Source organism: Cellulomonas sp. GbtcB1, from assembly GCF_019091725.1.
GTDB lineage: Bacteria > Actinomycetota > Actinomycetes > Actinomycetales > Cellulomonadaceae > Cellulomonas.
This window is the reverse complement of the sequence record NZ_JAGXJG010000001.1, coordinates 116,927-129,498: the sequence shown is the minus strand read 5'-3', so window position 1 is coordinate 129,498 and position 12,572 is coordinate 116,927. Positions and strand designations below refer to the sequence as shown.

The following is a 12,572-nucleotide window of genomic DNA, read 5'->3' as shown; positions in this document are numbered from 1 at the left end:
AGCCGGCAGGCGTTGCGCATGCGGGGTTGTGGGACCCTTCGGCTGGTTCTGCCGAACCAGCAGGGAGTCAGAAAGTCTCGTGATAGTCGAAGGGCATTGAAAGGCCCGGCACAGAGGGTGGTACCCCCGTAGACGAAATCACGTGGCCTCCCGAGGGGGATCCCAAGTAGCACGGGGCCCGAGAAATCCCGTGTGAATCTGGCAAGACCACTTGCTAAGCCTAAATACTACCTAGTGACCGATAGCGGACAAGTACCGTGAGGGAAAGGTGAAAAGTACCCCGGGAGGGGAGTGAAATAGTACCTGAAACCGTGTGCCTACAATCCGTCGGAGCCTCCCTAGCAGGGGTGACGGCGTGCCTTTTGAAGAATGAGCCTGCGAGTTAGTGGTACGTGGCGAGGTTAACCCGTGTGGGGAAGCCGTAGCGAAAGCGAGTCCGAATAGGGCGACCGTAGTCGCGTGCTCTAGACCCGAAGCGAAGTGATCTAGCCATGGGCAGGTTGAAGCGCGGGTAAGACCGCGTGGAGGACCGAACCCACCTGGGTTGAAAACCGGGGGGATGACCTGTGGTTAGGGGTGAAAGGCCAATCAAACTTCGTGATAGCTGGTTCTCCCCGAAATGCATTTAGGTGCAGCCTCGCGTGTTTCTTGCCGGAGGTAGAGCTACTGGATAGCCGATGGGCCCCACCAGGTTACTGACGTTAGCCAAACTCCGAATGCCGGTAAGTGAGAGCGCGGGAGTGAGACTGCGGGGGATAAGCTCCGTAGTCGAGAGGGAAACAGCCCAGACCACCAGCTAAGGCCCCTAAGCGTATGCTAAGTGGGAAAGGATGTGGAGTTGCACAGACAACCAGGAGGTTGGCTTAGAAGCAGCCACCCTTGAAAGAGTGCGTAATAGCTCACTGGTCAAGTGATTCCGCGCCGACAATGTAGCGGGGCTCAAGTATACCGCCGAAGCTGTGGCATTCACACATTGCGCTAAGCCTTCGTGGTTCAGGCGTGTGGATGGGTAGGGGAGCGTCGTGTAGCGGGTGAAGCTGCGGGGTGACCCAGTGGTGGACGCTACACGAGTGAGAATGCAGGCATGAGTAGCGAATGACGGGTGAGAAACCCGTCCGCCGAATGACCAAGGGTTCCAGGGCCAGGCTAATCCGCCCTGGGTAAGTCGGGACCTAAGGCGAGGCCGACAGGCGTAGTCGATGGACAACGGGTTGATATTCCCGTACCGGCGAAGAACCGCCCATACCGAGCCCGGTGATGCTAAACGTCCGAAGTGCGGCACCGACTCCTTCGGGAGTCACCGCCGCATGGAGCACGTGACCCGAACCGGTAGTAGGTAAGCGTATTAACAGGAGTGACGCAGGAAGGTAGCCCGGCGTGGCGATGGTAGTCCACGTCCAAGGTCGTAGGGCGAGTGGTAGGCAAATCCGCCACTCACATAGCCTGAGAGCCGATGGTGACAGCGTATGCTGGAAGAGGGTGATCCTATGCTGCCGAGAAAAGCTTCGACGCGAGGTTCTAGCCGCCCGTACCCTAAACCGACTCAGGTGGTCAGGTAGAGAATACCAAGGCGATCGAGATAATCGTGGTTAAGGAACTCGGCAAAATGCCCCCGTAACTTCGGGAGAAGGGGGGCCTGAAGCGTGTACCGGCTTGCCCGGGAAGCGTGGAGGGCCGCAGAGACCAGGGAGAAGCGACTGTTTACTAAAAACACAGGTCCGTGCGAAGTCGCAAGACGATGTATACGGACTGACGCCTGCCCGGTGCTGGAAGGTTAAGAGGACGGGTCAGCCGCAAGGCGAAGCTCAGAATTTAAGCCCCAGTAAACGGCGGTGGTAACTATAACCATCCTAAGGTAGCGAAATTCCTTGTCGGGTAAGTTCCGACCTGCACGAATGGCGTAACGACTTCTCCGCTGTCTCAACCGCGAACTCGGCGAAATTGCACTACGAGTAAAGATGCTCGTTACGCGCAGCAGGACGGAAAGACCCCGGGACCTTTACTATAGCTTGGTATTGGTGTTCGGTGCGGCTTGTGTAGGATAGGTGGGAGACTGTGAAGCCGGCACGCCAGTGTCGGTGGAGTCAACGTTGAAATACCACTCTGGTCGCTCTGGACATCTAACCTCGGTCCGTGATCCGGATCAGGGACAGTGCCTGGTGGGTAGTTTAACTGGGGCGGTTGCCTCCTAAAATGTAACGGAGGCGCTCAAAGGTTCCCTCAGCCTGGTTGGCAATCAGGTGGCGAGTGCAAGTGCACAAGGGAGCTTGACTGTGAGACTGACAGGTCGAGCAGGGACGAAAGTCGGAACTAGTGATCCGGCGGTGGCTTGTGGAAGCGCCGTCGCTCAACGGATAAAAGGTACCCCGGGGATAACAGGCTGATCTTGCCCAAGAGTCCATATCGACGGCATGGTTTGGCACCTCGATGTCGGCTCGTCGCATCCTGGGGCTGGAGTAGGTCCCAAGGGTTGGGCTGTTCGCCCATTAAAGCGGTACGCGAGCTGGGTTTAGAACGTCGTGAGACAGTTCGGTCCCTATCCGCTGCGCGCGCAGGAAACTTGAGAAGGGCTGTCCCTAGTACGAGAGGACCGGGACGGACGAACCTCTGGTGTGCCAGTTGTTCCGCCAGGAGCACGGCTGGTTGGCTACGTTCGGAAGGGATAACCGCTGAAAGCATCTAAGCGGGAAGCCTGCTTCAAGATGAGGTTTCCACGGGGCTTGCCCCGAGAGGCTCCCGGCTAGACCACCGGGTAGATAGGCCGGATGTGGAAGGCAGGACTAACGACTGCCGCAGCTGACCGGTACTAATAAGCCGACAACTTCACCACTCATACTTTGTGCTACGCGTCCACTGTGCGGTTCCCGAACCACGAACACGCACCCTCGAATCCTGAGGGTGTCCCGTGTTTGACTGTTCGACAGAGTTACGGCGGTCATAGCGAAGGGGAAACGCCCGGTCCCATTCCGAACCCGGAAGCTAAGCCCTTCAGCGCCGATGGTACTGCACTCGCCAGGGTGTGGGAGAGTAGGACGCCGCCGGACATCATTTCAGAAAGAGCCACCCCTTCGGGGGTGGCTCTTTCTGTTTCCCGGGAAGCGCCCCGGACGGCTGCCCAGTGGGCTGGCTGCGCCCGGTGCGGTCGCCGCACGCCGTCCTCGCACCGCCGCGGGGCCCGGGAAGTGCGCACGAGCGGCGAGACCCGCCAGTTCCGGCCGCGCCCATCCGCGGGACGTGCCTGTGCCGGCCGCGCCCGTCCGCAGGACGTGCCGGCTTCGGGGGCCCGCCGCGCGGACCCAGCTGGCCGTGCCCACCCGAGCACCCTGGGGTCGAACGCGAGCCGCGCGCGGTCCTGTCTTTGCGCCGAGTGGGCAGTAGATGCTGCCTTCCGCGCGTCGAAGGCAGCATCTACTGCCCGCTCGACGGGCGGTGCGCGGCCGTCCGTTCGGACGGCAGCCCGCGTGTGGGCGGGTCGCCCCCGCCGAGATGGCAACTGTCGGCTGTGTCCGCACACGAACGGACAGCCGAGAGTTGCCATCTCGGCGTGCGCCGTATGCCCGCGGGGCGCGTCTTGGACGCTCCTCACCTCACACCTCACGTCTCGGGCGCGCGCGCTGGGCGGGCAGGCGTCGCCCTCAGGGGAAGGTCGAAGTCAGCATCTGCTGGGCGGGCGGCGCCGACGCAGCGGCTGAGCCGGTCTCGACGTTCGCGCGACGTCAGCCGGCTGGGAGCGCCGTGCGCTGTCCCGACGCTCCCGCCCAGCGGGCACTTGATGTCCATACTCGCTCATCGTGAGCAGCATCTGCTGCCCACTCGGCGCATGTGATCGCCGCGCGGATCAGCCACAGGCTCGGCGAGTCTCCTCCGACGGACTGTCGCAGCGCGGCCACTCGCAGCCCCGAGCTGGAGACTCGGCGCACCCGGGCGAGGCCCGGTGTCGAGACGGCAGGTCTCGGCTGCGCGGCGCAGGCCGCCGACAGCCGAGTCGCCTTCCCGGCGGCACGTCGCGCTGCGGGGTGACGCCCGAGGTCCCGGCGGCTCGCAGCGGCTGGGTCAGCCACGCCGCCACTCGGCTGCGTCGCGAACTACGCCGCCACGCCGCCGCTCGGCTGCGTCGCGAGCTGCACCGCCACGGCGCCACTCGGCTGCGTCGCGAGCTGCACCGCCACGCCGCCACGCCGCCGCCTCGCCCTGCGTGACGTCGGCGCCGCGCGCCCCGTGCGACCGGTTGGCGCTCCCGCCGCCGGCCCGGCCGCGTCGCGCTACGCCGGGACCAGGTACAGGACGCCCAGGGGCGGGACGCGCAGGGTCGCCGAGAACGCGCGCCCGTGGTGCGGCTCCGGCCGGGCCTGGACCTCGCCGAGGTTGCCGACGCCGGAGCCGCCGTACTCCTCGGCGTCGGTGTTGACCGCCTCGATCCACGTGCCGCCCTGGGGGAGGGCCAGTCGGTAGTCCTCGTGCGGCACGCCGGAGAAGTTCACGACGACGGCGACGACGTTGCCGCGGTCGTCGCGGCGCAGGTACGCGAGGACGTTCCGGTCGGCGTCGTTGGCGTCGATCCACTCGAACCCCTGGGGGGAGTGGTCGAGCGCCCACATCGCGGAGTGCGAGCGGTAGAACCGGTTGATGTCCCGGACGGCCGCCTGGACGCCGCGGTGCGGCGCGTGGTCGAGCAGGTACCAGTCGAGCGAGCGGGACTCGGCCCACTCGGTGCCCTGGGCGAACTCGGTGCCCATGAAGATGAGCTGCTTGCCGGGGTGCGACCACTGGTAGGCGAGCAGGGCGCGGACGCCGGCGCGCTGCTGCCAGTCGTCGCCGGGCATCTTGCGCATGACGGAGCCCTTGCCGTGCACGACCTCGTCGTGGCTGATTGGCAGGACGAACTGCTCGGAGAACGCGTACACGAGCGAGAACGTCGCCTCGTGGTGGTGGTACCGGCGGTTGATCGGCAGCTCCGCGAGGTAGCGGAGCGTGTCGTTCATCCAGCCCATGTTCCACTTGAGGCCGAAGCCGAGGCCGCCGCCGCTCGTGGGCGTGGTGACGCCGGGCCACGCGGTGGACTCCTCGGCGATCATCATGACGCCCGGGGTCCGCCGGTAGGCGGTGGCGTTGGCCTCCTGGAGGAACGCGATCGCCTCGAGGTTCTCGCGGCCGCCGTGCACGTTGGGGGTCCACTGGCCGGGCTCGCGCGAGTAGTCGAGGTAGAGCATCGAGGCGACGGCGTCGACGCGCAGGCCGTCGGCGTGGAACTCCTCGAGCCAGTAGGTGGCGTTCGCGACGAGGAAGTTCTTCACCTCGTTGCGGCCGAAGTTGAAGACGTAGGTGCCCCAGTCGAGCTGCTCGCCGCGCTGCGGGTCCGGGTGCTCGTAGAGCGGGGTGCCGTCGAACCGCGCGAGCGCCCACTCGTCCTTGGGGAAGTGCGCGGGCACCCAGTCGAGCAGGACGCCGATGCCGGCGCGGTGCAGGGTGTCGACGAGGTGCCGGAAGTCGTCGGGGTGGCCGAACCGGGAGGTCGGCGCGTAGTACGACGAGACCTGGTAGCCCCAGGAGCCGCCGAACGGGTGCTCGGAGACGGGCAGGAACTCGACGTGGGTGAAGCCCATCTCGAGGACGTACGCGGTGAGCTGGTCGGCGAGCTCGCGGTAGGACAGGCCCTGCCGCCAGGAGCCGAGGTGCACCTCGTAGATGCTCATCGGGCCGGAGTGCGGGTCGTGCGAGCGGCGCTGGTCGATCCAGTCCTGGTCGCCCCAGGTGAACTCGGACTCCACGACGACGGACGCGGTGGCCGGCGGGACCTCGGTGCCCTTGGCGAGCGGGTCGGCCTTCTGGCGCCAGGTGCCGTCGGCGCCGATGATCTCGAACTTGTACCGGGTGCCGGCACCGACCCCGGGGACGAACAGCTCCCAGACGCCGGACTCGCCGAGGGAGCGCATGGCGTGCTGGGCGCCCTGCCAGTGGTTGAAGTCGCCCACGACCCGCACGGCCCGCGCGTTCGGCGCCCAGACGGCGAACGCGGTGCCGACCACGTCGCCGAGGGTGCCGGGGTAGCGGTGCACGTTCGCGCCGAGGACGGTCCACAGCTGCTCGTGCCGGCCCTCCTTGATGAGGTGCCGGTCGAGCTCCTGGACCGTGGGCAGGTAGCGGTACGGGTCGTCGACCCGCTGGGTGTCCGCGCCGTAGGTGACGTCGAGGCGGTAGTCGACCACCTGCGTCTCGGGCAGCAGCGCGACCCAGATGCCGTCCTTCTCGTGCTCGGCGGGGGTGCTGCCGGTGGTGGTCACCACCTCGACGGCGTCGGCGAGCGGGCGCAGGGTCCGCACGACGAGACCGCTCGGGGTGAGGTGCGCACCCAGCACGGAGTGCGGGTCGTGGTGCGTGCCGGAGGCGACGGCGCGCAGCGTGTCGTGGTCGACGGTGACGGGCGACGTCTCGGCCGGGCGGTTCATGTCCCCACCCAACCACCACCCGGGCGTTCGCGCAGCCAGACGTCGCGAAGCCGGGCGGCGGCACTCAGTCCCGGAGGACCGCCCCGCCCGCGGCGGCCCACCACAGGTCCGCCAGCGCCCGGTGCCCGGCGGGCGTCGGGTGCACGCCGTCGGCCGCCAGCGCCGCGGCGCCGTGCTCCGCCGCGAGGGCCGCGAGATGCGTCCCCGCCGGGACGAGGACGGCGCCGTGCTCGGCGGCGAGCCGGTGCACGACGGCGACCTTCGCGCCGAGGTCCTCGTCCCACCAGCGCTCCTGCTCCGCGGCCACGGGCACGACGAACGGCTCGACGAGGACCAGGCGCCGCACCCCGGCGGCGAGGGCGGACCCGAGCAGCCCGCGGTAGGTGGCCTCGAAGGCCTCGGCGGGCGTCGTCGCTCCGCGGTCGTAGCGGCGCCAGGTGTCGTTGATCCCGACGGCGACGGACAGCACGTCGGGCCGCTCGGCGAGGACGTCCGCCTGCCAGCGCGCGGCCAGGTCGACGGCCCTGTCGCCGCCGACGCCGCGGTTGGTGACGCGGCAGCCGCGCAGCGGCCCCTCGGCGAGCAGCCGGACGTAGCCGTCGCCCAGGCCCTCGGGGTCGGCGCGGCGGCCGCAGTCCGTGACGGAGTCGCCGACGAGCAGCACGTGCGTCGGCGCGGGCGCGGGCACGCCGGGCAGGCCGGCCGGGGTCGCGGGGCTCACGCCGGGCAGTCTGCCAGGCGGTCCGGCCCCGGCGTCGCCGACCGGCCGACCCGCAGCGCCGGCCGCGCGCCGCCCGGGCGGACCCGGCACCGGCGGGAGCCCGACCCGCCCGATCGGCCGATCGGGCGATCAGCCGATCAGCCGATCAGCCGCTGCACCCCCGCGAGCGGTATCGGCAGCCAGTCGGGGCGGTTGCGCGCCTCGTACACGGCCTCGTACAGCGCCTTGTCGAGCTCGAGCACCCGGAGCAGGTGCGCGCGGGTGCCCGGGTCGAGGTCGCCGCTCTCCGCCGAGTACCCGGCGAGGAAGGCGGCGCGCGCCACCTCCGTCCACGCGGCGGGCGCGTCGCCGACGGCCGCCGCGTAGTCGAAGGACCGGAGCATGCCCGCGGCGTCGCGGAGCGCGAGGTCGGGTCGGGTGCGCTGCGCGACGGGGAGCAGCGGTTCCCCCTCGAAGTCGAGGACGTACCAGGTGTCGTCGCCGCGGAGCACCTGCCCGAGGTGCAGGTCGCCGTGCACGCGCTGCCGGTGCGGCACGTCGCCGAGCAGCCGGGTGCGCTCGGCGAGGGCCGCGACGGGGTCGGCGAACCCCTCGAGCTCCGGCACGATCCCGCTCGCCCACGCGAACCGCGCGGCGAGCGCGTCGGCGACCCGGGCGGCGGCGGGGGACAGGCCCGGCTCGGGGTCGGCGGCGTGCCGGCCCGTGGACGACCCGGCGGCGGGGGCGCCCGCGTCCGCCGCCCCGCCCGCCCCCGCCCCGTCCGCCGGCAGCACGTCGTCCGGCAGGGCCCGCGTCAGCGCCCGGTGCATCTGCCCGACGACCTCCCCGAGGTCCTCGGCGAGGTCGGCGAACGACTCGCCGCGCCGCGCGAAGTCGCACGCGAGCTCGAACCCGTCGTGCGCGCCCGGGACGAACGCGCTCAGCACGCCGAGGTGCCCGTGCGCGGTGCCGTCGCCGTCCGGCCACTCGGCGCCGAGCCAGGCCAACGGCCGCGGCACGTGCGTCCAGCCGACCTCGGCGAGCGCGCGCGGGACGTCGACGTCCGGGTTGTCGCCCTCGGTGAGGCCGCGGAACACCTTGAGCATGGCGGTGCTGCCGTCGGGGCCGGCCCCGGGCAGGATCACCGAGGTGTTGGACTGCTCGCCCGGCACGACCTTCGGGTCGCCGAGCGCGCCCAGCGCGTCGCCGTCCGCCGGTGCCGCGCCCTCGGGGCGGTCCGCGGCGGCGAGCCACGCCCGCTCGAACTCCGGGCGGCCGGCGCCGTCGACGACCGCGGTGCCGTCGGGCAGCCGCCCGATCAGCGCCGCGTCCCCGTCGACCACGTCTCCGCCGAGCACGACCGGCACCTGGAGCACGGCGCCGGTGCCGCCGCCCTCGGCGCGCAGCAGCAGGAGCCGCACGTCCGCGGCGCCCTCCGGGTCGGCGAGGGTGAGTCCGCCGATCGCGGTGACCCGCGCGTCGACCCCCTTGATCGGGAACCAGCGCCGTCCCGGGAGCCAGGGCGCCAGCAGCGCCGCCAGCGCGTCGTCCCGGTCCTCGTGGGCCACCCGTCGCTCGGTCATGCCGTCGTCACCGCCAGCCAGTAGAAGTCGCGCGAGCCGAGCGTGAACGTCGCGGTGCCGTCGGGACCGACGTCGGGGAACTTGGCGCCGCCGAACACGTCCTGCAGCGTCGCGCCGGCCAGCTCCGGGGGCAGCCGCAGCGTCGACGCCCGCGCGGTCGAGGCGAGGTTCGCGACGCACAGCAGCGTCTCGCCGGCGTCCCGGCGCAGGAACGACAGCACCGCGTCGTTGTCCCCGGGCACGACCTCGAACGACCCGCGGCCGAGCGCCGGGTGCTGCCGCCGCACCATGAGCATGCCGCGCACCCAGTGCAGCAGCGACGTGGTCTGGGCGAGCTGCGCCTCGACGTTCACGTTGTTGTAGTGGTGCACGAGCGACTGGATCACCGGCAGGTAGAGCTTGCCGGGGTCGGACGTGGAGAAGCCGGAGTTCCGGTCGGGCGTCCACTGCATCGGGGTGCGCACGGCGTCGCGGTCGGCGAGCCAGATGTTGTCGCCCATGCCGATCTCGTCGCCGTAGTACAGGCAGGGCGACCCGGGCAGGGACAGCAGGAGCGCGTGCGCGAGCTCGATCTCCTTGCGGGAGTCGTCGAGCAGCGGCGCGAGCCGCCGCCGGATGCCGATGTTGGCGCGCATCCGGGAGTCGGGCGCGTACCAGCCGTACATCGACGCGCGCTCCTCGGTGGACACCATCTCGAGCGTGAGCTCGTCGTGGTTCCGCAGGAACGTGCTCCACTGGCCGCCGCCGGGGATGGCCGGGGTGTCCGCGAGGATGTCGACGATCGACGTCGCCCGCTGGTCGCGCAGCGAGTAGTAGATGCGCGGCATCACCGGGAAGTGGAAGCACATGTGGCACTCGGGCTCGGCCTCGGTGCCGAAGTAGTGCACGACGTCCTCGGGCCACTGGTTGGCCTCCGCGAGCATGATCCGGCCCGGGAACTCCCGGTCGATCATCGCGCGCAGGTCGCGGAGGAACCGGTGGGTCTCCGGGAGGTTCTCGCAGTTGGTCCCGTCCCGCTCGAACAGGTACGGCACCGCGTCCAGCCGGAAGCCGTCGACGCCGACGCGCAGCCAGAACCGCGCGACGTCGAACATCGCCTCGACCACCCGCGGGTTGTCGAAGTTGAGGTCGGGCTGGTGGCTGAAGAACCGGTGCCAGAAGTACTGCCGGCGCACCGGGTCGAACGTCCAGTTGGACGTCTCGGTGTCGACGAAGATGATCCGCGCGTCCTGGTACCGCGTGTTGTCGTCGGACCACACGTAGAAGTCGCCGTACGGGCCCTCGGGGTCGGACCGGGACGCCTGGAACCACGGGTGCTGGTCGGAGGAGTGGTTCATCACCAGGTCGACGACGACGCGCATCCCGCGCTCGTGCGCCGCGGCGACCAGGTCGGTGAAGTCCTCGAGCGTGCCGTACTGCGCGGCGACCGCGGTGTAGTCCGACACGTCGTAGCCGCCGTCGCGCAGCGGGGACGGGTAGAACGGCGGCAGCCACAGGCAGTCGACACCGAGCCACTGCAGGTAGTCGAGCCGCGCCGTGAGCCCCTTGAGGTCGCCCGAGCCCGAGCCGTCCGAGTCGGAGAACGACCGGATCATCACCTCGTAGAACACCGCGGTGCGGTACCACTCCGGGTCGTCGCTGAGCCCGCCGTGCTCGGTGCCCGGCACCGGCGGCTGCCGGCGCGCGGGCAGCGCGGTCGTGGCGATGGCGCCCGTGGCCGGGGCCCCCGCGGCGCCGTGCGGCACGTGGCCGCCCGCACCCGACACCGTCGGGACGCCCCCCGTCGCGGACGGCACCGGCGTGCCGCCCGTCGCCCCCGCCGGGGTCACACCCGCTCCACCTGGATCACGTGCGCGACCCGGCTGTACGGGTCGAGCCGCACCCACGGGTGGGCGTCCCAGGCGTAGACCTCCTGGGACAGCACGTCGTGCGCGACGAACCGGGCGTCCGGGTCGAGCCCGAGCGCGGCCAGGTCCAGGTCGACGACGCCGTCGTGCGCCGAGCGCGGGTCGAGGTTGACGACGACCAGGACCGTGTCGTCCGCGCCGGTCGGCGACAGGTGCGCCGGCAGGTGCCGGGAGAACGCGACGAGCGACGGGTCCGACGTCGGGTGCACCGTGAGGTTGCGCAGCTGGCGCAGCGCGGGGTGCGCCCGGCGGATCTCGTTGAGCGAGCGCAGCAGCCGGGCGATGCCGAGCGGCTCCGCGGCCGCCCAGTCCCGGGGCTTGAACTCGTACTTCTCGTTGTCGATCTGCTCCTCGACGCCGGGCCGCGGCACGTCCTCGACGAGCTCGTAGCCCGAGTAGATGCCCCAGGTCGGCGAGCCGAGCGCGGCGAGCACCGCCCGCACCGCGAAGCCGGCGGTGCCGCCGGTCTGCATGTACGGCGTGAGGATGTCGTGGGTCGTCGGCCAGAACGACGGCCGCATCCACGAGCCCTGCTCGCCGGACACCTCCGCGAGGTACTCGGCGACCTCCTCCTTGGTGTTCCGCCAGGTGAAGTACGTGTACGACTGGTGGAAGCCGACCCGGGCCAGGTTGAGCATCATCGCGGGGCGGGTGAACGCCTCGGACAGGAACACGACCTCGGGGTGCGCGGCGCGGACGTCCGCCAGCAGCCACTGCCAGAACGACAGCGGCTTGGTGTGCGGGTTGTCCACGCGGAACGCGGTGACGCCGTGGTCGATCCAGACCTGCAGGACGCGGCGGATCTCGGCCGCGATGCCCTCGGGGTCGTTGTCGAAGTTCAGGGGGTAGATGTCCTGGTACTTCTTCGGCGGGTTCTCCGCGTACGCGATCGTCCCGTCCAGCCGGGTCGTGAACCACTCCGGGTGCTCGGCGACCCACGGGTGGTCGGGGGAGCACTGCAGCGCCAGGTCCAGCGCCACCTCCAGGCCCTGGTCGCGGGCGGCGGCGACGAACGCGTCGAAGTCCTCGAACGTACCCAGCGACGGGTCGATCGCGTCGTGCCCGCCGTCCGGCGAGCCGATCGCGTACGGCGAGCCCGGGTCGCCCGGCTTCGCGTCCAGCGTGTTGTTGCGGCCCTTGCGGTGCGTGGTGCCGATCGGGTGGATCGGCGTCAGGTAGACGACGTCGAACCCGAGGCCGGCGATCCGCGGCAGGTCCTCGGCGGCGGTGCGCAGCGTGCCGGTGGTCCAGGTGCCGGTGGCGTCGTCGTAGGTGGCGCCGATCGACCGCGGGAAGATCTCGTACCAGGAGCCGGCGAGGGCCAGCGGGCGGTCGACGACCAGCGGGTAGGTGGGCGACGGGCTGACCAGCTCGCGGACCGGGTGGGCCGCGAGCGCGGCGCGCACCTCGGCGGACAGGCCGGCGGCGAGCCGGGCCTCCGCGGGGCGGGAGTCGTCGCGCAGCGCGGTGGCGGCGTCCCGGAGCACCCGCGCGTCGGCCTCGGGGATCGCGGCCCCGGCGTCGTCGGCGGTCCGGTCGGCGGCGCGGGCCAGCAGGCGGGCGCCCTCCTCGAGGACGAGCTCGACGTCCACGCCCGCGCCGACCTTGAGCGGCGCGTCGTGCGCCCAGGTGCCGAACGGGTCGGACCAGCCCTCGACGCGGAAGCCCCAGGCCCCGGCCTCGTCGGGCACCAGGTGGGCCTCGTACCGGTCCAGGCCGGGGGCGATGTCGACCATCGTCGCGCGGGCGCGGTCGGTGCCGTCGGGGCCGACGAGCACCGCGGTGGCGGCGCAGGCGTCGTGCCCCTCGCGGAACACGGTGGCGCGGACCGGCACCGCCTCGCCGACCGTCGCCTTGGCGGGCCAGCGGCCGGCCTCGGCGACGGGGGAGACGTCCACGACCGGGATCCGGCCGATGGGCGCGTGGTCGGGTGGGG

At 70.6% G+C, this 12,572-nt stretch carries 5 protein-coding genes, 1 rRNA gene and 1 other annotated feature (1 of these 7 cut by a window edge); of the genes, 1 reads left to right on the top strand and 5 read right to left on the bottom strand.

Annotation, left to right across the window (positions count from 1 at the left end):
• Positions 1-2,818 (top strand) — a sequence feature (mutual gap in cmsearch alignment for this rRNA model is longer than 100); it begins 212 nt to the left of the window's first position.
• A gap of 109 nt (positions 2,819-2,927) precedes the next feature.
• Positions 2,928-3,044: ribosomal RNA gene (gene rrf / locus KVT14_RS00595) — 5S ribosomal RNA — on the top strand.
• A 1,218-nt stretch (positions 3,045-4,262) separates the two neighbouring features.
• Here the strand turns inward: rrf and glgB are convergent.
• The 5 genes from glgB to KVT14_RS00570 form a co-directional block, all read right to left on the bottom strand.
• Entirely contained in the window at positions 4,263-6,446 is a 2,184-nt protein-coding gene (gene glgB / locus KVT14_RS00590) for a 1,4-alpha-glucan branching protein GlgB (RefSeq protein ID WP_217613867.1), read from the bottom strand.
• A 64-nt stretch (positions 6,447-6,510) separates the two neighbouring features.
• Positions 6,511-7,167 (bottom strand): GDSL-type esterase/lipase family protein, encoded by a 657-nt coding sequence (locus KVT14_RS00585; RefSeq protein WP_308160785.1) that lies wholly within the window; start codon positions 7,165-7,167, stop codon positions 6,511-6,513.
• 137 nt (positions 7,168-7,304) lie between these two features.
• Complete coding sequence (locus tag KVT14_RS00580) at positions 7,305-8,729, bottom strand: phosphotransferase (protein WP_217613866.1); 1,425 nt, start codon at positions 8,727-8,729, stop codon at positions 7,305-7,307.
• Entirely contained in the window at positions 8,726-10,435 is a 1,710-nt protein-coding gene (gene treS / locus KVT14_RS00575) for a maltose alpha-D-glucosyltransferase (RefSeq protein WP_308160810.1), read from the bottom strand. Before treS ends, KVT14_RS00580 begins: the two co-directional genes overlap by 4 nt.
• 119 nt (positions 10,436-10,554) lie before the next feature.
• Positions 10,555-12,552, bottom strand: a complete 1,998-nt coding sequence (locus KVT14_RS00570) for an alpha-1,4-glucan--maltose-1-phosphate maltosyltransferase (RefSeq protein ID WP_308160809.1) — start codon at positions 12,550-12,552, stop codon at positions 10,555-10,557.
• Positions 12,553-12,572 lie beyond the last annotated feature (20 nt).